The organism is Streptomyces coelicoflavus (assembly GCF_003112555.1).
Lineage (GTDB): Bacteria > Actinomycetota > Actinomycetes > Streptomycetales > Streptomycetaceae > Streptomyces > Streptomyces coelicoflavus.
On sequence record NZ_BEWB01000010.1, the window covers coordinates 196,111 to 217,077 of the forward strand.

20 protein-coding genes are annotated in these 20,967 nt (G+C 72.5%); 14 read left to right on the top strand and 6 right to left on the bottom strand.

Going from position 1 to position 20,967, the window contains the following annotated elements; translation table 11 throughout:
• Positions 1–6: 6 nt before the first annotated feature.
• The gene (locus tag Sco07f_RS24725) at positions 7–900 is read right to left on the bottom strand and encodes a serine hydrolase (RefSeq protein ID WP_439959696.1); all 894 of its coding nucleotides are present in this window, start codon (positions 898–900) and stop codon (positions 7–9) included.
• On the opposite strand from Sco07f_RS24725, the gene Sco07f_RS24730 reads away from it, so the two are divergent.
• The gene (locus tag Sco07f_RS24730; RefSeq protein ID WP_401568027.1) at positions 794–1,510 is read left to right on the top strand and encodes an SseB family protein; all 717 of its coding nucleotides are present in this window, start codon (positions 794–796) and stop codon (positions 1,508–1,510) included. The two genes, Sco07f_RS24725 and Sco07f_RS24730, sit on opposite strands and share 107 nt — an antisense overlap.
• A 23-nt stretch (positions 1,511–1,533) precedes the next feature.
• Here the strand turns inward: Sco07f_RS24730 and Sco07f_RS24735 are convergent, their stop codons facing one another.
• Positions 1,534–1,899: a DUF1844 domain-containing protein gene (locus Sco07f_RS24735; RefSeq protein ID WP_007447718.1), complete on the bottom strand. Its 366-nt coding sequence runs from the start codon at positions 1,897–1,899 to the stop codon at positions 1,534–1,536.
• A gap of 385 nt (positions 1,900–2,284) precedes the next feature.
• Between Sco07f_RS24735 and infC the strand changes: the two genes are divergently transcribed.
• The 9 genes from infC to Sco07f_RS24780 all read left to right on the top strand — a co-directional run bounded on the left by infC (position 2,285) and on the right by Sco07f_RS24780 (position 12,239).
• A complete protein-coding gene (gene infC / locus Sco07f_RS24740; protein ID WP_063739965.1) occupies positions 2,285–2,938 on the top strand; it encodes a translation initiation factor IF-3 in 654 nt (217 codons plus the stop codon).
• Positions 2,939–3,051: 113 nt separating this feature from the next.
• Complete coding sequence (gene rpmI / locus Sco07f_RS24745; RefSeq protein WP_003977225.1) at positions 3,052–3,246, top strand: 50S ribosomal protein L35; 195 nt, start codon at positions 3,052–3,054, stop codon at positions 3,244–3,246.
• 97 nt (positions 3,247–3,343) lie between these two features.
• On the top strand, positions 3,344–3,727 hold the full coding sequence (gene rplT, locus Sco07f_RS24750; RefSeq protein ID WP_003977226.1) for a 50S ribosomal protein L20: 384 nt from the start codon (positions 3,344–3,346) through the stop codon (positions 3,725–3,727).
• 180 nt (positions 3,728–3,907) lie between these two features.
• Positions 3,908–4,756: a TrmH family RNA methyltransferase gene (locus Sco07f_RS24755; RefSeq protein WP_108989233.1), complete on the top strand. Its 849-nt coding sequence runs from the start codon at positions 3,908–3,910 to the stop codon at positions 4,754–4,756.
• Between the two features lie 50 nt (positions 4,757–4,806).
• Positions 4,807–5,946: a sensor histidine kinase gene (locus Sco07f_RS24760; RefSeq protein WP_007447714.1), complete on the top strand. Its 1,140-nt coding sequence runs from the start codon at positions 4,807–4,809 to the stop codon at positions 5,944–5,946.
• Between the two features lie 181 nt (positions 5,947–6,127).
• Positions 6,128–7,249, top strand: coding sequence for a phenylalanine--tRNA ligase subunit alpha (gene pheS, locus Sco07f_RS24765; RefSeq protein WP_108989234.1), 1,122 nt, complete (start codon positions 6,128–6,130; stop codon positions 7,247–7,249).
• Complete coding sequence (pheT, locus tag Sco07f_RS24770; protein WP_108989235.1) at positions 7,249–9,771, top strand: phenylalanine--tRNA ligase subunit beta; 2,523 nt, start codon at positions 7,249–7,251, stop codon at positions 9,769–9,771. The genes pheS and pheT overlap by 1 nt, the downstream gene beginning before the upstream one ends.
• A gap of 475 nt (positions 9,772–10,246) precedes the next feature.
• On the top strand, positions 10,247–11,587 hold the full coding sequence (locus Sco07f_RS24775; RefSeq protein ID WP_108989236.1) for an NsdA family TPR-like regulatory protein: 1,341 nt from the start codon (positions 10,247–10,249) through the stop codon (positions 11,585–11,587).
• A 109-nt stretch (positions 11,588–11,696) separates the two neighbouring features.
• Positions 11,697–12,239, top strand: a complete 543-nt coding sequence (locus Sco07f_RS24780) for an NUDIX hydrolase (RefSeq protein WP_007447746.1) — start codon at positions 11,697–11,699, stop codon at positions 12,237–12,239.
• On the opposite strand, the gene Sco07f_RS24785 is transcribed toward Sco07f_RS24780, so the two are convergent.
• Positions 12,230–13,102 (bottom strand): 3-hydroxybutyryl-CoA dehydrogenase, encoded by an 873-nt coding sequence (locus Sco07f_RS24785; protein WP_007447757.1) that lies wholly within the window; start codon positions 13,100–13,102, stop codon positions 12,230–12,232. The genes Sco07f_RS24780 and Sco07f_RS24785 overlap by 10 nt on opposite strands.
• Before the next feature lie 176 nt (positions 13,103–13,278).
• Between Sco07f_RS24785 and Sco07f_RS24790 the strand changes: the two genes are divergently transcribed.
• Positions 13,279–14,523, top strand: coding sequence for a glycoside hydrolase family 10-like protein (locus Sco07f_RS24790; RefSeq protein ID WP_108989237.1), 1,245 nt, complete (start codon positions 13,279–13,281; stop codon positions 14,521–14,523).
• A 34-nt stretch (positions 14,524–14,557) separates the two neighbouring features.
• On the opposite strand, the gene Sco07f_RS24795 is transcribed toward Sco07f_RS24790, so the two are convergent.
• Both Sco07f_RS24795 and Sco07f_RS24800 read right to left on the bottom strand, forming a co-directional pair.
• Positions 14,558–14,752 (bottom strand): DUF1918 domain-containing protein, encoded by a 195-nt coding sequence (locus Sco07f_RS24795; RefSeq protein WP_007447756.1) that lies wholly within the window; start codon positions 14,750–14,752, stop codon positions 14,558–14,560.
• Positions 14,753–14,782: 30 nt separating this feature from the next.
• A complete protein-coding gene (locus Sco07f_RS24800; protein WP_108989238.1) occupies positions 14,783–15,709 on the bottom strand; it encodes a DMT family transporter in 927 nt (308 codons plus the stop codon).
• Here Sco07f_RS24800 and Sco07f_RS24805 point away from each other — a divergent pair.
• Positions 15,708–17,147, top strand: coding sequence for an aminotransferase-like domain-containing protein (locus Sco07f_RS24805; RefSeq protein ID WP_167468212.1), 1,440 nt, complete (start codon positions 15,708–15,710; stop codon positions 17,145–17,147). The two genes, Sco07f_RS24800 and Sco07f_RS24805, sit on opposite strands and share 2 nt — an antisense overlap.
• Positions 17,148–17,267: 120 nt before the next feature.
• Entirely contained in the window at positions 17,268–17,888 is a 621-nt protein-coding gene (locus tag Sco07f_RS24810; RefSeq protein ID WP_108989240.1) for a histidine phosphatase family protein, read from the top strand.
• Here Sco07f_RS24810 and Sco07f_RS24815 read toward each other — a convergent pair.
• The gene (locus tag Sco07f_RS24815; RefSeq protein ID WP_007447754.1) at positions 17,851–18,303 is read right to left on the bottom strand and encodes a DUF6314 family protein; all 453 of its coding nucleotides are present in this window, start codon (positions 18,301–18,303) and stop codon (positions 17,851–17,853) included. The genes Sco07f_RS24810 and Sco07f_RS24815 overlap by 38 nt on opposite strands.
• Positions 18,304–18,487: 184 nt before the next feature.
• Here Sco07f_RS24815 and Sco07f_RS24820 point away from each other — a divergent pair, with 184 nt between their 5' ends.
• Positions 18,488–20,962, top strand: a complete 2,475-nt coding sequence (locus Sco07f_RS24820; RefSeq protein ID WP_108989241.1) for an alpha-L-arabinofuranosidase family protein — start codon at positions 18,488–18,490, stop codon at positions 20,960–20,962.
• Positions 20,963–20,967 lie beyond the last annotated feature (5 nt).

The following is a 20,967-nucleotide window of genomic DNA, read 5'->3' on the forward strand; positions in this document are numbered from 1 at the left end:
CCGTCCTCAGGCGGCGTCGTCCGTGCACACGGACACCGCCGCCCGTGCCGCCGCCTCGGTCAGGGCGATCCCCTCCGCCCGGGTACCGCTGCCCCGCGAGACCACCGCCACCAGACAGCCCCGGCCGCCGGTCTCCACCCGCCCGATGCTGTTGACGACCCACAGCCCGGTGGTGCTGCGCCGCAGCCAGCCGTTCTTCAAGGCCCACACGGGGCCGCCCGCCCCGCCGGTCCCGTCGGCCGCCGCCGACACGCCCCACCGCTGACCGTCGGCGATCCGCTCCATCAGCCCGCGCACATACGCCCGTGACGCCTCGTTCAGCACGGACCCGTCCGCCACGAACACCTGCCGCAGCAGCCTGACCTGGTCGGCGGCGGTGGTCCGGGTCAGGCCCCACAGCGGACCCTCGCCGCCCGCGGTGCCGGTCAGCCCGAAGCGTTCGTTCGCGGCGTCCAGTCCGTCGGCCGTCCCGATCGCCCGCCACAGCGCCGACGCCGAGTCGTTGTCGCTGTCCTCGATCATCGCGGTGGCGCGGGACCTCTCCGACGCGGTGAGCGAACGCCCCGCGTCCTGCGCCCGCAGCAGCAGCGCCGCCAGGATGTCGACCTTGACGATGCTCGCCGTGTCGAAGGCGCCGGTGCCGTAGCGGGCGCCCGCGCCCAGGTCCGGGTCCAGCACCGCCACCGAGACCTCGACGCCGTCCGGCACCGTCACCGACGCCATCGCCGCGGCCAGCCGGGCGTCACCGTGTATGTGCATCCCGATAGGGTCGGGCACCGTGGCCAACAAGAACATCCCCGACTCCGCCTTCTCCGACGACGACGGCACCGCCGACCCCCGGCTGAGCGCCGCGCTCGCCGCCTGGGCCGAGGACCGCACCGCCGTGGCCCCGGTGCTCACGGCGCTCAAGGGCGCCCGGCTGCTCGTACCCGTCGTCGCCGTACTCGGTGAGGTGGAGGAGGACGAGAACGGGCTGCGCCGCGAGAAGACCAGCGACATGGCCGTGCCGACGCTGAAGGCCGGCGGCCGCACCGCGCTGCCCGCCTTCACGTCCACCGAGTCGCTCGCCCGCTGGGACCCCGAGGCCCGCCCCGTCGCCGTACCCGTGCACCAGGCACTGGAGGCCGCCGCGCACGAGAAGGCGGACACCGTCGTACTGGACCTCGCCGGTCCGGTGGCGTTCGAACTGACCGGAGCGGTGCTGCTGGCGCTCGCCGAGGGGCGTACGACGACCGACCCGCTCGCCGACCCGGCCGTGGCCGGCGCCGTGCGCGCCGCCCTCGCCGACGAGCCCGCCGTGCTCCGCGCCCACCTCGGGCCGGGACGCGCCGACGGCACGCTCGCGCTGGTCCTCGACCCGGGCGCCGACGCGGCCAAGTCCGCCCGCGCCGTCGCCGAGCGGCTGGCCGCCGACGACACGCTGAGGGCCCGCCTGGTGCGCGGCCTCGACCTGGCACTGCTGCCGGCCGGGGCGACGCCGCCGGGCGAGCCCTTGTACGTGCGGGGATAGCTCCGGGTGGGGGCGGGCCGCGGTCAGCCGTAGACCGCGCCCGTGTACTTCTCGCCCGGACCCTGGCCCGGCTCGTCCGGGACCAGCGAGGCCTCTCGGAAGGCCAGCTGGAGCGACTTCAGGCCGTCGCGCAGCGGCGCCGCGTGGAACGAGCTGATCTCGGTCGCGGTCGCGTCCAGCAGGCCGGCCAGCGCGTGCACCAGCTTGCGGGCCTCGTCCAGGTCCTTGTGGTCCTCGCCCTCCTCGGTCAGGCCCAGCTTCACGGCGGCCGCGCTCATCAGGTTCACGGCGACCGTCACGATCACCTCGACCGCCGGGACCTCGGCGATGTCGCGGGCCATGGCGTCGAAGTCGGGATTCGCCGGGGATTCAGGAGGGGTCTCACTCATGCCGCACACGATAGGCGCAGCGGGGGAGCGGACCCCACTCGGACTCGGTTAGCCCTTCCCCCGCCGAGCTGCTAACCTTGTGTAACGACCGGTCGGACACGCACGCCCACGGCAGCGGATCCGGCCCACAAGTGGAGGCTTCGAACTCCCACCTGGCCGTCCTCCGGACGGCGGGTCACCGGTCAGGCGGTCCCGTCCCAGCGGCGGTGACCAGCCCGAAATCGCGCCCCGCGGTCATGCGCGGCGGTGCTCCGGTAGTAGTTCGAGGAGCCCCGCCTGTGATCGTCCGGGGCATTTTTTGTGTGCCGGCGCGGTTAGGTCTATCGAACACAGACGTTACGCGGCTGTCCGCCAGACCGTCGCGTGGTGCTACCGAGGAGGATCCATCAGCGCCGAGCCCCGCATCAACGACCGGATTCGCGTTCCCGAGGTGCGACTTGTCGGTCCCAGCGGCGAGCAGGTCGGGATTGTCCCACTTGCCAAGGCCCTGGAGCTTGCGCAGGAGTACGACCTCGACCTCGTCGAGGTCGCGGCGAACGCCCGTCCGCCCGTGTGCAAGCTCATGGACTACGGGAAGTTCAAGTACGAGTCGGCCATGAAGGCCCGTGAGGCGCGCAAGAACCAGGCGCACACGGTCATCAAGGAGATGAAGCTCCGGCCGAAGATCGACCCGCACGACTATGACACCAAGAAGGGTCACGTCGTCCGGTTCCTCAAGCAGGGCGACAAGGTCAAGATCACGATCATGTTCCGTGGTCGCGAGCAGTCCCGGCCGGAGCTCGGCTACCGACTGCTGCAGCGTCTCGCGGAGGACGTCCAGGACCTCGGCTTCATCGAGTCGAACCCGAAGCAGGACGGCCGGAACATGATCATGGTTCTCGGTCCGCACAAGAAGAAGACCGAGGCGATGGCCGAGGCCCGCCAGGCGCAGGAAGCGCGCAAGGCGGACGCGAAGGCGAACCCCGGCAAGTCGCAGAACGCCGCGGAGGCCGACGTCGAGGAGGCCGAGGCTCCGGCCGAGGCACCCGCCGAAGCGTGACCCCGGGGGACCGCCAGTCCCCAGGACACCAACCGATACAAGAGCGACGCTCCACCCGTGCCCGGTTTCACGACCGGGCACCGGAGCGCCACCGACGAGGAGAGAACGGCGCTATGCCGAAGAACAAGTCGCACAGCGGTGCCAGCAAGCGCTTCAAGATCACCGGCTCCGGCAAGGTGCTCCGTGAGCGCGCCGGCAAGCGCCACCTGCTCGAGCACAAGTCGTCCCGCGTGACGCGTCGCCTCACCGGCAACGCCGAGATGGCCCCGGGCGACGCCGCGAAGATCAAGAAGCTTCTCGGCAAGTGACGTACGGGCGCCACTGAGCGCCGTACGGCAGGACCGGGACCCATTCGATACCGGGCCGCGTGAGGACCACCGCGGCCCCGCTACAAGGAGTTAACAAGTGGCACGCGTCAAGCGGGCAGTCAACGCCCACAAGAAGCGCCGGGCGATCCTCGAGCAGGCCTCCGGCTACCGCGGTCAGCGTTCGCGCCTGTACCGCAAGGCCAAGGAGCAGGTCACCCACTCGCTGGTCTACAACTACAACGACCGCAAGAAGCGCAAGGGTGACTTCCGCCAGCTGTGGATCCAGCGCATCAACGCCGCTGCCCGCGCCAACGGCATCACGTACAACCGCTTCATCCAGGGCCTGAAGGCCGCCAACGTCGAGGTCGACCGCAAGATCCTCGCCGAGCTGGCCGTCAACGACCCGAACGCGTTCGCCGCGCTCGTCGAGGTCGCGCAGAAGGCGCTGCCGAGCGACGTGAACGCGCCGAAGGCGGCGTGACGCTGCGCCGGCTTGAGCCGTAGTCGAAGGGACCCGCAGGCTGTGAGCCTGCGGGTCCCTTCGGTTGCCGGTGTTCGGATTGATTTCGGCTGCGGGTGCGTTGTGGCTGGTCGCGCAGTTCCCCGCGCCCCTTCGGGCGCGTTGCAGTCCACGACGATTCAGATGTGAAGGTGAGCAAGAGTGCGTCCTGTCAGCCCCGAGCTGATTTCTCCCCGATCCCCCCGGGTCGCCGCCGCGCGGCGTCTCGGGAAGCGGAACTTCCGGGGGAAGGAGCGGCTGTTTCTGGCCGAGGGGCCGCAGGCCGTGCGGGAGGCGGCGGGGTTCGGGGAGACGCTGGTCGAGCTGTTCGCCACCGTGGACGCCGCGGAGCGGTACGCCGACATCGTCGGGGCCGCACGGGACGTCGGCGCGCGTGTGCACCTCGCCGCCGACTCGGTGATCGAGGACATCTCCACCACCGTCACCCCGCAGGGCCTCGTCGGGGTCTGCCGGTTCCTGGACACGCCGTTCGAGGAGATCCTCGCCGCCCGGCCCAAGCTGGTCGCCGTGCTCGCGCACGTCCGGGACCCCGGCAACGCGGGCACCGTGCTGCGCTGCGCCGACGCCGCCGGGGCCGAGGCGGTCGTGCTCACCGACGCCTCCGTCGACCTGTACAACCCCAAGGCCGTACGCGCCTCCGTCGGCTCCCTCTTCCACCTGCCGGTCGCCGTCGGCGTCCCCGTCGAGCGGGCCGTCGCCGGGCTGCGGGAGGCAGGGGTGCGGGTGCTGGCCGCCGACGGTGCGGGCGAGGACGACCTCGACACCGAGCTGGACGCCGGCACCATGGGCGGGCCCACGGCATGGGTGTTCGGCAACGAGGCCTGGGGGCTCCCGGAGGAGACCCGCGCCCTCACCGACGCCGTGCTGCGCGTCCCGATCCACGGAAAGGCGGAGAGTCTGAACCTCGCGACCGCCGCCGCCGTATGTCTCTACGCGTCGGCGCGTGCACAGCGCGCCGCCGGAGGGTGCCGCTCCGTCACCACGAGCTAGTAGGGTGACCAGCTCAGGGCCCCTGCGCGGTTGAGAGGTGGGGTACGGGGATGAGCGTCGGCACGAGCAGCGCACCGGGTGCACGGGGAGCGCCGCGTCCGCCCGCGCCCCGCACGCCCGGAGATCTCGCCGGCCTCGGCATCGATCCCGACCAGCTGCCCGACGGCCTCGTCGTCGCCGACGAGCACGGCCGGGTGGTCTGCTTCAACGCGGCCGCCGCCCGCATCACCGCCACCCCCGCCGCCGAAGCCCTCGGGCGGTCCCTGGAGAGCGCCCTGCCCCTGGAGGACCTGGAGAGCCGCCGCTGGTGGCAGCTCACCGACCCCTACGGCGGCCTCGCCATCCGCGTCCGCCAGCCCGAGCGCAACCTGCTGCTCCCCGGCGGCCGCGAAGTCCTGGTCACCGCACGCTACGTGCGCACCGAACCCCTCGGCCCCGTCCACCGCGTCGTCGTCACCCTGCGCGACACCGAGGCCCGCCGCCGCACCGAGCGCAGCCACGCCGAGCTGATCGCCACCGTCGCCCACGAACTGCGCTCCCCGCTCACCTCCGTCAAGGGCTTCACGGCGACCCTGCTGGCCAAGTGGGAGAGGTTCACCGACGACCAGAAGCGGCTGATGCTGGAGACCGTCGACGCCGACGCCGACCGCGTCACCCGGCTCATCGCCGAGCTGCTCGACATCTCCCGGATCGACTCGGGCCGGCTCGAGGTGCGCCGCCAGCCCGTCGACATCGGTGCCGCCGTCGGCCGGCACATCCAGGCGTACGTCGCCGCCGGACAGGAGGCCGACCGGTTCCTGCTGCGGCTCGCGCAGCCGCTGCCGGACCTGTGGGCCGACCCCGACAAGGTCGACCAGGTGCTCAGCAACCTGCTGGAAAATGCCGTGCGGCACGGCGAGGGAACCGTCACCATTGACGTCACGCCCACGGCGTCCCCCCGCGAAGGGGAGGACACCGGCACGTCGGTCACGGTGAGCGACGAAGGGGCCGGCATCCCGGAGGAGTCCATGAACCGCGTCTTCACCCGCTTCTGGCGGGGCAGCAAGCGCGGCGGCACCGGCCTCGGGCTGTACATCGTCAAGGGCATCGTCGAGGCCCACGGCGGCACCATCACGGTCGGCCGCGCCCCCGGCGGCGGCGCCGAGTTCCGATTTACGTTGCCCGTGGCGGCACCGGCGTACCTCACCTGAGACTCCTCAGAGGCGGCCGACGACCCCCACGGGCGTAATCCGCGTTCCACAGCCCCGTTAGACTCGGTCTTTGGCACCTTTGCGTCCAGATCCGCAGACGAAGCGCAGACGAAGCGTCTCCGCCGCGTCCGAGGACCGTAGACGGGGCGTCCCAGCCAGCCAATCGGAAGCACGGGAAGAGATGTCGGCACCGAATAAGTCGTACGACCCTGTCGAGGTCGAGGCGTTGAAACCGGAAGAGATCGAGCGCATGCGGGACGAGGCGCTCGCCGCCTTCGCCGCCGCGGACTCCCTCGACGCGCTCCAGGAGGCCAAGGTCGCCCACACCGGCGGCACCTCCCCGCTGTCGCTGGCCAACCGCGAGATCGGCGCCCTGCCCCCGCAGGCCAAGGCCGAGGCCGGCAAGCGCGTCGGCATGGCCCGCGGCGCCGTGAACAAGGCGCTCGCGGCCCGCCAGGCGGAGCTGGAGGCCGAGCGCGACGCGCGCGTCCTGGTCGAGGAGGCCGTGGACGTCACGCTGCCCTACGACCGCGTACCGGCCGGCGCCCGCCACCCGCTCACCACGCTCTCCGAGCGCATCGAGGACGTCTTCGTCGCCATGGGCTACGAGGTCGCCGAGGGCCCCGAGGCCGAGGCCGAGTGGTTCAACTTCGACGCCCTCAACATCGGCCCGGACCACCCCGCCCGCGGCGAGGCCGACACCTTCTTCGTCCAGGGCCCCGACGGCGGCTCCGAGTCCGGCGTCGTGCTGCGCACCCACACCTCGCCCGTGCAGATCCGCTCCGCGCTCACCCGCGAGCTGCCGGTCTACGTGATCTGCCCCGGCCGCGTGTACCGCACCGACGAGCTGGACGCCACGCACACCCCCGTCTTCCACCAGGTCGAGCTGCTCGCCGTCGACGAGGGCCTGACCATGGCGGACCTCAAGGGCACCCTGGACCACATGGTCCAGTCGCTGTTCGGCGCGGAGATGAAGACCCGGCTGCGGCCGAACTTCTTCCCCTTCACCGAGCCGTCCGCCGAGATGGACATGCTCTGCTACGTCTGCAAGGGCGCGTCCGTCGGCAACCCCGACCGGCCCTGCCGCACCTGCTCCAGCGAGGGCTGGATCGAGCTGGGCGGCTGCGGCATGGTCAACCCGCGGGTGCTCACCGCCTGCGGCGTCGACCCCGAGAAGTACAGCGGCTTCGCCTTCGGGTTCGGCATCGAGCGGATGCTGATGTTCCGCCACAACGTCGAGGACATGCGAGACATGGTCGAGGGTGACGTCCGGTTCACCCGGCCGTTCGGGATGGAGATCTGATGCGGGTCCCGCTTTCCTGGCTGCGGGAGTACGTCGACCTGCCGGCCACCGAGACCGGCCGCGACGTGCAGGCCAAGCTGATTTCGGCCGGTCTGGAGGTCGAGACCGTCGAGCACCTGGGCGCCGACCTCAAGGGCCCCCTCGTCGTCGGCCAGGTGCTGACCATCGAGGAGCTGGAGGGCTTCAAGAAGCCGATCCGCTTCTGCACGGTGAACGTCGGGCAGGCCAACGGCACCGGTGAGCCGCAGGAGATCGTCTGCGGTGCCCGGAACTTCGCCGTCGGCGACAAGGTCGTCGTGGTCCTGCCCGGCGCCACCCTGCCCGGCGGCTTCTCGATCAGCGCCCGCAAGACGTACGGCAAGACGTCCCACGGCATGATCTGCTCCAGCGACGAGCTGGGCATGGGCGACGACGGCACCCACGGCATCATCGTGCTGCCGCCGGAGACCGAGGTCGGCAAGGACGCCATCGAGCTGCTCGAGCTGGTCGACGAGGTGCTGGACATCGCCGTCACCGCCAACCGCGGCGACTGCCTGTCCATCCGCGGCGTCGCCCGCGAGGCCGCCATCGCCTACGGCCTGCCGCTGCGCGACCCGGCCCTGCTCGACGTGCCCGGTCCCAACGCCTACGGCTACCCGGTGAAGATCGCCGACCCCACCGGCTGCGACCGCTTCACCGCCCGCACCGTGACCGGCCTCAGCGCCGAGGCGCGCTCCCCGATCTGGCTCCAGCGGCGGCTCCAGAAGGTCGGCATGCGCCCGATCTCCCTCGCCGTCGACGTCACCAACTACGTGATGATGGAGCTGGGCCAGCCCCTGCACGCCTACGACCGCTCACTGGTCCAGGGCACCATCGGCGTACGCCGGGCCGCGGAGGGCGAGAAGATCGTCACCCTCGACGGCACCGAGCGGAAGCTGCACGCCGAGGACCTGGTCATCACCGACGACCGCGGCCCGATCGGCCTCGCGGGGGTCATGGGCGGCGCCAACACGGAGATCGCCGACCACGACGCCGCCGAGAACGGTGGGAACACGACGAGTGACGTGGTCATCGAGGCCGCCCACTTCGACCAGGTGTCCATCGCGCGCACCGCCCGCCGGCACAAGCTGTCCTCCGAGGCCTCCCGCCGCTTCGAGCGCGGCGTCGACCCGCAGGCCGCCGCCGCTGCCGCGCAGCGCACCGTCGACCTCCTCGTGCTGCTCGCGGGCGGCACCGCCGAGTCCGGGGTCACCGAGATCAGCGCCCCGCCCGTGCCGCACACGATCACCCTGGCGGCCGACCACCCGGACAAGGTCGCGGGCGTGGCGTACGGCCGCGAGACCGTCGTACGGCGCCTCCAGGAGGTCGGCTGCGACGTCTACGGTCAGGACGAGCTGATCGTCACCGTGCCGTCCTGGCGGCCCGACCTCACCGACCCGAACGACCTCGCCGAAGAGGTCATCCGCCTGGAGGGCTACGAGAACCTGCCCTCCACGCTGCCCCGGCCCCCGGCCGGCCGCGGCCTCACCGCTCGCCAGCGGCTGCACCGCCGCGTCGGGCGCGCCCTGGCCGGTGCCGGGTACGTCGAGGCGCTGAACTACCCGTTCGTCGGCGAGCAGGTCTTCGACCAGCTCGGCCTCGACGCCGACGACCCGGCCCGCCGCGTCGTCAAGCTGGTCAACCCGCTCAGCGACGAGGAGCCCGCGCTGCGCACCTCGCTGCTGCCGGGCCTGCTCGCGGCGCTGCGGCGCAACGACGGCCGGGGCGCGCACGACCTGGCCCTCTTCGAGACCGGCCTGGTCTTCCACCCGCGCGACGAGCAGCGGGTCGCCGGCAACCTGCCCGTCGACCGTCGCCCCGGCGAGGACGACCTCGCCGCGCTGGACGCCGCGCTGCCCGACCAGCCCCGGCACGTCGCCGTGGTCCTGGCCGGCGCCCGCGAGCAGGCCGGCTGGTGGGGCAAGGGCCGCCCGGCCGACTGGGCCGACGCGGTCGAGTCCGCCCGGACCGTCGCCCGCGAGGCCGGCGCCGAACTGGGCACGCGCAAGGGCCAGTACGGTCCCTGGCACCCGGGCCGCTGCGCCGAGCTGACGGTCACCGTGGACGGCGAGGAGCGCGTGATCGGGCACGCGGGTGAGCTGCACCCGCGGGTCCTGAAGACGCTGGGCCTGCCCGCGCGCACCTGCGCGATGGAGCTGGACCTCGACGCCGTGGAGCGGGTCGGCGAGGACACCCCGCAGGCGCCGGGCATCTCGACCTTCCCGGTCGCGACGCAGGATGTCGCCCTCGTGGTCGACGAGTTCGTACCGGCGGCGGACGTCGAGGCGGCGCTGCGCGAGGGCGCGGGTGAACTCCTCGAGTCCATCCGGCTGTTCGACGTGTACGACAACGCGGAGCAGCTCGGTGAGGGGCGCAAGTCCCTCGCGTACGCGTTGCGCTTCCGCGCGGGGGACCGGACGCTGACGGTCGACGAGGCGTCGGCCGCGCGGGATGCGGCGGTCGCCCTCGCGGGCGAGCGGGTCGGAGCAGCGCTCCGGAGCTGACGGTTCGCCCAAGGGGCGTGGGGTTTGTGCCGGTTCGGCGACTGCGGGCAGTCGGTGGCCGGTCGCGCGGTCCCCGCGCCCCTTGAGGGACGTCAGCGCAACGTGCCTTGCTTTTCAGGGGCGCGGGGCTGTGACATGTGCGGCTCCGCCGCGTGGGCGCGACCAGCCACAACGCACCCGCAGCCGACAGCGCACCCGCACACCGAACGGCGATCGGCCGCTCCGCGAAGCCGGCGGAGCCGTCCGCCCCGCCACGGAGTGTCGGGCAGGCAGCCGGGCGGACGGCGTGGATACGGGCCGCCGCACTGTACGAGGGGGAGCCGGCGGCCCGGCCGGCCTCTTTCGAGGCCCTTCAGTCAACCGGCCCGGAACTCTCCGCGACAGCGCGCACACGCTGCGGATGCGCGCACTCCGTTCACACCCCGTGTGAACCCCGACGCACTACGCTGTCGGCACCGATTCACCGGGGGGCACCATGCAGCCCAACACCCTGCTCGACGCGATCCTCGACGAGGCCGGGATCTCGCACGCGGGACTGGCCGCACACGTCAACCAGGCGGGACGGGCACGCGGGCTCGCACTGAGGTACGAGCACACCGCCGTCGCACGATGGCTGAAGGGGCAGCGGCCGCGCGGCCAGGTGCCCGACCTGATCTGCGAGGTCCTCGCCTCCCGCCTGCACCGCCCGGTCACCCTCGACGACATCGGCCTCGGCGTGCCCGGCGAACCCGCCGCCCCGCACACCGGCTCGCTGTCCGGCTTCGTGGAGCGCGCGACCGCCCTGTGGCGCTCCGACCAGCAGCAGCGCCCGCACCTCCTCGGCGCCCCGGCCCTCACCGGCACGCCCGCCGTGCTGCCGGTCTGGGAGTGGGAGAACCCGCCCGAGGACACCGACGTCTCCCGCGGCGGACGGCACCGGGTCACCGCGGCCGACCTGGAGACGGTGCGCTGCGCCCGTACGCACTACGAGCAGATGTACCGCAAGGCAGGCGGCATCGCGACCCGCGCCCGCATCGTCGGCTTCCTCAACTCCGAGGCCGCGCCGCTGCTGCGCGGCAGCTACACCGACGCGACCGGACGGCAGCTGCACCGGGCCACCGGGGGTCTTGTGGCCGTCGCCGGGATCTGCGCGTACGACTCCGACGCGCACGGCCTCGCCCAGCGCTACTTCCACCAGGCGCTGCGCCTCGCCAAGGCCAGCGGCGACAGGGGGCTCGGCGCCTACGTCATCGCGCTGCTGGTCAACCAGGCGCTGTACATGCGGGAGTACCGGCAGGCCGTCGCCTTCGCCGAGGCCGCGCTGCGTGCCGCGGGCCGGCACATCACCCCGGCGCTCGCCTCCGACCTGTACGCGATGCAGGCGAAGGCGTACGCGCACCTGGGCGACGGCGGCAGCGCGCTGTCCTGCATCCGCCGGGCCGAGCAGGCCGCCGAGCGCATCCGGCGCGGCTACGAGCCCGACGAGACCGGCTATGTCCAGCCGGGACTGGTCAACGTCCAGGTGGCGGAGGCGCTCCTGAGCCTCGGTGAGCTCGCGGCGGCCGGGGAGCACGCGGCGGCCGCCGTCGACACCCCGGCGCACGACCGGGGGCGCGTGCACCGGCTCGCCATGCTCAGCACCATCGAGCTGCGCCAGGGGCATGCCGACAAGGCGGTGGCCACCGCGGTGAGGATGGCCGAACAGGCCCGGGGCATGGAGTCCCAGCGGCTGCGCGACCGGCTGCGCGCGGTGCGCGAGCACCTGGTGAACAGCGGTTGCGCGGGCACGGCCGAAGCCGCCGAACTCATCGACGGGGCGCTGCGCGTCCCGCTGTAGACGGCCGCCCCCTGCGCCCCGCACTGCGCCCTGAGCGGCCCGCGTACGCCTGCTGTCCGCAAGCCACTGCTGCGATATTGCCACCAACTCAGAGGAAGGTGGCAGAACCGTGCAGTGGACGAAACAGAGCGAACAGAATGTGTACTCAAATCGCTGGTTCAGCGTCAATCTGGCCGATGTCGTCCTGCCGGACGGCCGGCACCTCGACCACTTCCTGATACGGATGCGCCCCGTGGCCGTGGCCACCGTCGTGAACGAGGCGGACGAGGTCCTGCTGCTGTGGCGGCACCGTTTCATCACCGACAGCTGGGGCTGGGAACTCGCGGCCGGCGTCGTCGAGGACGGCGAGGACGTCGCGGTGGCCGCGGCCAGGGAACTCGAGGAGGAGACCGGCTGGCGGCCCGGACCGCTGCACCACCTGATGAGTGTGGAGCCGTCCAACGGACTCACCGACGCCCGGCACCACGTCTACTGGGCCGACGAGGGCACGTACGTGGGACACCCCGTGGACGACTTCGAGTCGGACCGCCGGGAGTGGGTGCCCCTCAAGCTCGTACCCGACCTCGTCGCCCGCGGGGAGGTCCCGGCCGCCAACATGGCGGCCGCGCTGCTCCTCCTGCACCACCTCAGGCTCGGGCGCGATCAGCCGTAGGCGTAGAAGCCCGAGCCGCTCTTGCGGCCGAGGCGGCCCGCGTCGACCATGCGCTGGAGCAGCGGGGGAGCGGCGTACAGCGGCTCCTTGTACTCCTCGTACATCGAGTACGCCACCGAGGCGACCGTGTCCAGGCCGATCAGGTCGGCCAGCTTCAGCGGGCCCATCGGGTGGGCGCAGCCCATCTCCATGCCGTTGTCGATGTCCTCGCGGCTGGCGATGCCCGACTCGAACATCCGGATCGCGGAGAGCAGGTACGGGATCAGCAGCGCGTTGACCACGAAGCCGGAGCGGTCCTGGGCGCGGATCGCGTGCTTGCCGAGCACCTTCTCGGTGAACAGCTGGGCCCGGCTGAGCGTGCCCTCGGAGGTGGTGAGCGCCGGGATCAGCTCGACGAGCTGCTGCACCGGGGCCGGGTTGAAGAAGTGGATGCCGATGACGTGGTCGGGCCGCGAGGTGGCGACCGCCAGCTTCACCAGCGGGATCGAGGAGGTGTTGGAGGCCAGGATCGCGTCCGGCCGGGTCACGACCTGATCGAGCACCTGGAAGATCTCGGTCTTGACCTGCTCGTTCTCGACGACGGCCTCGATCACCAGGTCGCGGTCGGCGAACTCGCCGAGGTCGGTGGTGAAGCTGAGGCGCGCCTGCGTCGCGTCCCGCTCCTCCTCGGAGATCTTCCCGCGCTCGGCGGCCTTGGCCAGCGAGTTGTACAGCCGGGTGCGGCCGATCTCCAGGGCCTCGCCGGTGGTCTCGGCGACCATCACCTCCAGACCCGAGCGGGCGCACACCTCGGCGATGCCGGCCCCCATCTGACCGCAGCCCACCACGCCGACGCGTGCGATATCTCCCGAGATGCCGGTCACATCGTCCCTTTCGCTGACTCCACGGCTGGCAGCAGGCGTGCCGGGGTCCCCGTCGCCTGCTCCGATCGAGCACGTTACCCCCGAATGGTCACGGATCCGTCTCCCGGGTCGTGCATCCTGAGGCCCCGTACACGATCCGTGACCGCGCGGATCCGCAGCGTTCAGGAGGTCTACCCATGGGCGGTGTCTCGCGCCGTGCCTTCACGGTGGCGGCGTTGTCGGCGTTCACCCTGGCGCCCGAGGCGTCGGCGGCGGTCCCGGGGTCCGCGAAGCCGGCGCCCTCGCACAGCGCCGCCGCCGGGATGCGGGGGATGTGGCTGGCCACCGTCGCCAACCGGGACTGGCCCACCCGCGCGGGGCTGCGCGCCGCCGAGCAGCGCGCGGAGCTGATCGAACACCTCGACAACGCGGTACGGCACCGCCTCAACACCGTGATGTTCCAGGTGCGCCCGTCGGCCGACGCGCTGTGGCCCTCGCCGTACGAGCCGTGGTCGCAGTACCTGTCCGGCAGCCAGGGCCGCGACCCCGGATGGGACCCGCTGGGCACGGCCGTGAAGGAGGCCCACGCGCGCGGCCTGCAACTGCACGCCTGGTTCAACCCGTACCGCGTCGCCGTTCACGACGACCCGGACCGCCTCGTCTCCTCCCACCCGGCACGCAGGAACCCCGGCTGGGTGGTGCCGTACGGCGGGCAGCTCTACTACAACCCCGGGCTGCCCGAGGTCCGGGCCTTCGTGCAGGACGCGATGATGGACGCGGTGGCGAGGTACGAGGTGGACGGGGTCCACTTCGACGACTACTTCTACCCCTATCCGGTGGCCGGCCAGGACTTCGCCGACGGCGGGGCCTTCAGCACCTTCGGCGCCGGCTTCGCCACCAGGGCCGACTGGCGGCGGGACAACGTCGACCGGCTGGTGCGGGAGATCGCACAGCGGGTCAGGCAGGTCCGCCCGGCCGCCCGCTTCGGCGTCAGCCCCTTCGGCGTGTGGCGCAACGCCGCCACCGACGCGCGCGGCTCGGACACCCGGGCGGGCGTGCAGACGTACGACGACCTGTACGCGGACACCCGCACGTGGGTGCGCGAGGGATGGATCGACTACGTCGTGCCCCAGCTGTACTGGAACATCGGCCTGGACGGCGCCGACTACGCGAAGCTGCTGCCCTGGTGGGCCGGCGTGGCCAGGGGCAGCAGGACCCGGCTGTACGTGGGTGAGGCGCTGTACAAGTCCGGGGACCCGGCCCAGCCCGCCGCCTGGCAGGACCCGGCCGAACTCTCCCGCCACCTCGCGCTGGCCGCGCGGTACCCCGAGGTCCGCGGACACGTCTACTTCTCCGCGAAGGACGTCGCCGACGACCGGGCCGGCGCCATGGCGCGGGTGACCGCCGACCACTACACGCAGCCGGCCGCCGTCCCGCGCTGAGAACCGTCGGTGACGGCAGGGCCGGAGCCGGACGTCAGAGCTGGACCTCCCGGTGCCGGATCTCCGAGTCGGGGCCGGGCGAGCACACGGCTTCCTGCCCGTTCTCGAACCGGACCCGGTACGGGGGGCCGCCCTTTTCGCCCATGACTTCGACGATCTCCGCGACCTTGTCGTGCTCACCGACCACCCGGCCGTGCTGGACCAGCTGATCGCCCTTGGTTGCATGCATCCGTGAGGCCTCCTCACCTGTGTGCCGCGCTCAGCCCCGGGCCCGCTGGGTGACCGCGATGCACACCAGTACCGCCGCGGCCGTCAGCGGAGCGGCCACCGTCAGGTGCTCGCCCAGGAGAAGTACCGACCACACCAGTGTGAGCAGCGGCTGGGCCAGCTGCAACTGGCTGGCCTTCGGGATGCCGATCGCCGCCATGCCCCGGTACCAGACGACCAGCCCGAGGAACTGGGAGCCGATCGCCACCCACAGCAGTCCGGTCACACTGTGCGCCGTCAGCTGCACCGGCTCGTACGACAGCGCCACCACCGCCATCGGCACGGTCACCGGCAGGCACAGCACCAGCGCCCAGCCGATGACCTGCCAGCCCGGCATCACCCGGGCCAGCCGGCCGCCCTCCGTGTAGCCGGCCGCGCACACCAGCAGCGCCGCGAAGAGGTAGGCGTCGGCCGAGGTCAGCGCGCCGCCGCTCTGCTGCACCGTGAAGGCGATCACCGCCGCGGCACCCGCCAGGGCCGCGATCCAGAAGGTGCGCGAGGGGCGGGTGCCGATGCGCAGCGCGGACAGCAGCGCGGTGGTCAGCGGGAGCAGGCCCACCACGACGGCGGCATGCGCGGTGGTCGACGTCTGCAACGCGAGCGTGGTCAGCAGCGGGAAGCCCAGCACCACCCCGGCGCCGACCACCGCCAGGCCGAGCCAGTGCCGCCGCTCGGGCGGTGCCACCCGCAGGGCCAGCAGACAGGCCCCGGCGACCGCGGCGGCCAGGATGCTGCGCACGGCGATCAGGGACCAGGGCCCGAAGCCCTCCAGACCCCAGGCGGTGGCGGGGAAGGTGAGGGAGAACGCGACGACACCGAGGGCGGCCTGGACGGTGCCGAAGGACCTGCCGCCGGGGTCGGTGCCCGCGGCGCCGACTGCTATCCGGGAAGGCGCGGTAGCGCTACTCTGTGCTCTCATGCAAGAGCGTAGCAGCGTCGCTGACCTGACAGCCGTGTTGCGGCGCGAGCTGGACCGCTACTCACCCGGCGGAAAGCTCCCGTCCAGCCGCGCCCTCGTCGACCGGTTCCGGGTGAGCCCGGTGACGGTCTCCCGCGCCCTGGCCCAGCTGGCCGCCGAGGGACTGGTCGTCACCCGGCCCGGCGCCGGTGCCTTCCGCGCCCGGCCGCGCCCCTCGGCCGTACCCGCCGGGGACACCTCCTGGCAGGAGGTCGCGCTGAGCGCCGACGGTGCCGCCGACCTCGTACCGCGCTCCGTGGACGCCTCCGGCGTACTGGTCTCGCTGGCCGCGCCGCCGCCCGGTGTCGTGGAGTTCAACGGCGGCTATCTGCACCCCTCCCTGCAACCGGAGCGGGCCATGGCCGCCGCCCTGGCGCGGGCCGGGCGGCGCCCCGGAGCCTGGGGGCGGCCGCCGATGGAGGGGCTTCCGGAGCTGCGGGAGTGGTTCGCCCGGGGCATCGGCGGGGCCGTCACGGCGGCCGAGGTGCTGATCACCGCGGGCGGCCAGTCCGCGCTGGCGACCGCCCTGCGCGCCCTCGCCCCACCCGGCACCCCTGTCCTCGTCGAGTCCCCGACCTACCCCGGCATGCTGGCCATCGCGCGTGCGGCCGGCCTGCGCCCGGTGCCCGTCCCCGTGGACGCCGACGGTGTGCGGCCCGCCCTGCTGGCCGACGCCTTCCGGGCGACCGGCGCCCGCGTCTTCGTCTGCCAGCCCCTGTTCCAGAACCCCACCGGCGCCGTGCTCGCCCCCGAGCGGCGCGGCGAGGTGCTGCGCATCGCGCGGGCGGCCGGTGCCTTCGTCGTGGAGGACGACTTCGTGCGCCGGCTCGTGCACGAGGACGCCGGCCCGCTGCCCGCCCCGCTCGCCGCCGACGACCCGGACGGCGTCGTCGTCCACGTCTGCTCGCTCACCAAGGCCACCTCGCCCAGCTTCCGGGTGAGCGCCCTGGCCGCGCACGGGCCGGTGCTCGAGCGGCTGCGGGCCATCCAGGTCGTCGACACCTTCTTCGTGCCCCGGCCGCTCCAGGAGGCGGCCCTGGAACTCGTCGGCTCGCCCGCCTGGCCGCGCCACCTGCGCGCGGTCTCCGCCGAGTTGAAGGCCCGCCGGGACGCGATGACCTCCGCGCTGCGGCTGCGTCTCCCCGAGGTCTCCCTGGCGCACGTCCCCTCCGGCGGCTACCACCTGTGGCCGCGCCTGCCGGAGGGCGCCGACGAGAGCGCCCTGACCGCGGCCGCCCTGCGCGCGGGCGTCGCGATCACCCCGGGCCGGCCGTACTTCAGCGCCGAACCCCCGGCCGCCCACTTCCGGCTGAGCTTCGCCGCGGTCGCGAACGTCGGGGAGATCGCCGAGGGGGTACGCCGCCTGCGCACCGCCTGCCTGGAGGTGTGGGGCGGCTGACGGAGACCCGGGTCGGGACGCCGCGGACCCGGGCCAGCAGCCGGTGAGTCGGGGCACACCCTGGGTGACCCACAGGTAACACCCCTTGACCTGCCCACCTCCGCGCTCCACCATCACGGCATGGCGCTTCGGGTCACGTTCGTCGCGGCCGCACGCAGTTCACCGCTGCTCGCGGAGCGCTTCGACGACGAGCGGCCGCTGGACCAGGCCGGATGGGACGAGGTACTGCACGCCGCGGGTCGTCTCCGGCCGCTCGCGGCGGCCGAGTTGCGCTACTGCTCGCCCACGCCCCGCAGCCGCGCCACCGGTGACGCCCTCGGCTGCGCTCCGCTGCTCCAACTCGCCCTGCGCGACTGCGACATGGGCCGGTGGCGCGGTCTGACGCTCGGCGAGGCCATGGCCCGCGAACCGGCGGCCGTGGACGCCTGGCTCGCCGATCCGCGGTCGGCGCCGCACGGCGGGGAGCCGCTGCTGGCCTTCATCACCCGCGTGGGCGGCTGGCTCGACACCCGTCCCGGCGACGACGGCGACCGCATCGTCGCCGTGGCCGAACCCTCCGTGATCCGGGCCGCGCTGGTCTACGTGCTGAAGGCACCGCCCGGAACGTACTGGAACCTGGACGTCCGCCCGCTGTCGGCGACCACCGTGACCGGCCGCGCGGGCCGTTGGAGCCTCCGCTTCGAGGGCGCGCCGGACCAGGGGGCTACGCACCCGGCGTCTGGCGGAGGTAGTCCGTTGTGAGCAGCAGGTCCTTGGCCGGTCCGCCCACCCGCCACACCGTCCGCCAGCGGTCCGGGCCCCGCACGGTGAACTCGCCGCGATAGAGGTCGGCGGCGCACGGGTGATCGGCCACATGACGCCCCGAGGTCAGATCCAGCCCGTGGAAGGGGCGGCCGTCCGCGAAGCGCACCTCCGCGCGACCCGGCCCGCTCCCCGGTTCGTACCGCAGCGTCCGCTCGGCGGGCCGCGTCACGCCCTGCCAGGTGAAGGCGCCCGACTCGCGGCCGATCAGCCCGCCGGTCTCGAGCGCGTCGAACGCCGTGACCCCCTCGAACCGTCCCTCGAGGCCGTTCGCCAGGTCCCGCACCGACCGCTCGGTGCGCCAGTGCCCCGCGAGGTACGCCAGTACGTCGGGCACCGGCCACAACTCGCCCATTTCCACTCGCTTTCCCACTCCGGCCCACGGGTTGCCGCGCGACCCATTGACGCGCCTGGTCCCCCTCCCTATCTTGCCGTTCGAAGTGCTGACCAATGTCCGATATCCCGAACAGCTAATTCCGAACAGCTCATCGCGAACAGCTACGACTCGAACGCCCCCTAGTGAGAGCCGCGGAGTATCCATGTCACGCACCCGCTGGAGACTCGGTCTCAGCGTCACCGCCCTCCTGACGGCCTCGGCCCTGCTGCCGTCCCCGGCACACGCGGAGGCCGTCGCCGACTACACGATCACCGTCGACCCCTCCGACCGGGGCCCCGCGATCGACGACACCATGTACGGCGTCTTCTACGAGGACATCAACCGCGCCGCCGACGGCGGCCTGTACGCCGAGCTGGTGCAGAACCGGTCCTTCGAGTACTCGACCGCCGACAACGCCTCGTACACACCCCTCACCGCCTGGACGGCCGACGGCCCGGCCGAGGTGCTGAACGACGACGGCCGGCTGAACGAGCGCAACCGCCACTACCTCTCCCTGGCCGCCGGCTCCACCGTGACCAACACGGGCTACAACACCGGCATCCACGTCGAGAAGGGCGAGAGGTACGACTTCTCGGTCTGGGCCCGCGCCGACGACGGCACCACCCTCGCCGTCACCCTGCGGGACGCCGCGGGCCCGCTCGCGAAGGTGCGCCAGGTGGCCGCCAGGGGGAAGTGGCGCAAGTACACCGCCACCTTCACCGCGACCCGCACCAGCAACCGCGGCCGCCTGGCCGTCGCCACCACCGCCCCCGCGGCCCTCGACATGGTGTCCCTCTTCCCGCGCGACACCTACCGGCACCAGCCGAACGGCCTGCGCAAGGACCTCGCCGAGAAGATCGAGGCCCTGGACCCCGGCTTCCTGCGCTTCCCCGGCGGCTGCCTGGTCAACACCGGCTCCATGGAGGACTACAGCGCGGACTCCGGCTGGCAGCGCAAGCGCTCCTACCAGTGGAAGGACACGATCGGCCCGGTCGAGGAGCGCGCCACCAACGCCAACTTCTGGGGCTACAACCAGAGCTACGGCCTCGGCTACTACGAGTACTTCCGTTTCGCCGAGGACATCGGCGCCATGCCGCTGCCCGTCGTCCCCGCCCTGGTCACCGGCTGCGGCCAGAACCGGGCCGTCGACGACGACGCGCTGCTGAAGCGGCACATCCAGGACACCCTGGACCTCATCGAGTTCGCCAACGGCCCCCGCACCAGCGAGTGGGGCGGCAAGCGCGCCGAGATGGGCCACCCCAAGCCCTTCCACCTCACCCACCTGGAAGTCGGCAACGAGGAGAACCTCCCCAAGGAGTTCTTCGCCCGCTTCGAGCAGTTCCGCGCCGCCATCGAGGCCGAGTACCCGGACATCACCGTCGTCTCCAACTCCGGCCCCGACGACTCCGGCACCACCTTCGACACGGCCTGGCAGCTGAACCGCGACGCGGGCGTCGACATGGTCGACGAGCACTACTACAACAGCCCGCAGTGGTTCCTCCAGAACAACGACCGCTACGACTCCTACGACCGGAACGGCCCCAAGGTCTTCCTCGGCGAGTACGCCTCCCAGGGCAACGCCTGGAAGAACGCCCTCGCCGAGGCCGCGTTCATGACCGGCCTGGAGCGCAACGCCGACGTCGTCAAGCTGGCCTCCTACGCCCCGCTGCTGTCCAACGAGGACTACGTGCAGTGGAGCCCGGACCTGATCTGGTTCAACAACCACGCGTCCTGGGGCTCGGCCAACTACGAGGTCCAGAAGCTGTTCATGAACAACACCGGCGACCGCGTCGTCCCCTCCTCGGCCACCGGCACCCCCGCCGTCAGCGGCCCCATCACCGGCGCCGTCGGCCTGTCGACCTGGGCGACCGGCGCGGCGTACGACGACGTGCGGGTGACCTCTGCCGACGGTGAGACGCTCCTGTCCGACGACTTCTCCGGCGACGCCTCGCAGTGGACCCACACGGGCGCCGGCAGCTGGACGGTCCAGGACGGCCAGTACGTCCAGACGGACTCGGCCGCCGAGAACACCATGGTCACGGCGGGCGACCCGGCCTGGCACGACTACGACCTGCACGTGAGGGCCACGAAGAAGTCCGGCAAGGAGGGCTTCCTCGTCGCCTTCGGCGTCAAGGACACCGGCACCTACTACTGGTGGAACCTGGGCGGCTGGAACAACACCCAGTCCGCCGTCGAGCAGGCCTCCGACGGCGGCAAGTCGACGCTCCTGTCCAAGGCCGGGTCCATCGAGACGGGCCGCGCCTACGACATCGACGTCAAGGTCAGGGGCCGCCAGGTCACCCTCTACCTCGACGGCGAGGAATGGGGCAGCTTCACCGACGACAAGTCGGCCGAGCCGTTCCGCCAGATCGTCACCCGCGACGACCGCACCGGCGAGCTGATCGTCAAGGTCGTCAACGCCCAGGACACCGCCGCCCGCACCGCCGTCGACCTCGGCGGCGCCGAGGTCGCGCCCCGGGCCCGCGTCACCACGCTGGCCGCCGGCCCGGACGCGGTCAACACCGAGACGGACGCACCGGTGACCCCGGTGACCTCGACCTTCTCTGGGGCGGCGAGCGAGTTCACGTACACCTTCCCGGCGAACTCGGTGACCTTCCTGCGGATCAGGCAGCGATGACCGGG

Coding starts and splice junctions, on each gene's coding strand:
- Sco07f_RS24735 (WP_007447718.1), bottom strand. CDS start 1,899: ATGAGTGAGACCCCTCCTGAATCCCCGGCGAATCCCGACTTCGACGCC.
- rpmI (WP_003977225.1), top strand. CDS start 3,052: ATGCCGAAGAACAAGTCGCACAGCGGTGCCAGCAAGCGCTTCAAGATC.
- Sco07f_RS24760 (WP_007447714.1), top strand. CDS start 4,807: ATGAGCGTCGGCACGAGCAGCGCACCGGGTGCACGGGGAGCGCCGCGT.
- pheS (WP_108989234.1), top strand. CDS start 6,128: ATGTCGGCACCGAATAAGTCGTACGACCCTGTCGAGGTCGAGGCGTTG.
- pheT (WP_108989235.1), top strand. CDS start 7,249: ATGCGGGTCCCGCTTTCCTGGCTGCGGGAGTACGTCGACCTGCCGGCC.
- Sco07f_RS24775 (WP_108989236.1), top strand. CDS start 10,247: ATGCAGCCCAACACCCTGCTCGACGCGATCCTCGACGAGGCCGGGATC.
- Sco07f_RS24790 (WP_108989237.1), top strand. CDS start 13,279: ATGGGCGGTGTCTCGCGCCGTGCCTTCACGGTGGCGGCGTTGTCGGCG.
- Sco07f_RS24795 (WP_007447756.1), bottom strand. CDS start 14,752: ATGCATGCAACCAAGGGCGATCAGCTGGTCCAGCACGGCCGGGTGGTC.
- Sco07f_RS24805 (WP_167468212.1), top strand. CDS start 15,708: ATGCAAGAGCGTAGCAGCGTCGCTGACCTGACAGCCGTGTTGCGGCGC.
- Sco07f_RS24800 (WP_108989238.1), bottom strand. CDS start 15,709: ATGAGAGCACAGAGTAGCGCTACCGCGCCTTCCCGGATAGCAGTCGGC.
- Sco07f_RS24810 (WP_108989240.1), top strand. CDS start 17,268: ATGGCGCTTCGGGTCACGTTCGTCGCGGCCGCACGCAGTTCACCGCTG.
- Sco07f_RS24815 (WP_007447754.1), bottom strand. CDS start 18,303: ATGGGCGAGTTGTGGCCGGTGCCCGACGTACTGGCGTACCTCGCGGGG.
- Sco07f_RS24820 (WP_108989241.1), top strand. CDS start 18,488: ATGTCACGCACCCGCTGGAGACTCGGTCTCAGCGTCACCGCCCTCCTG.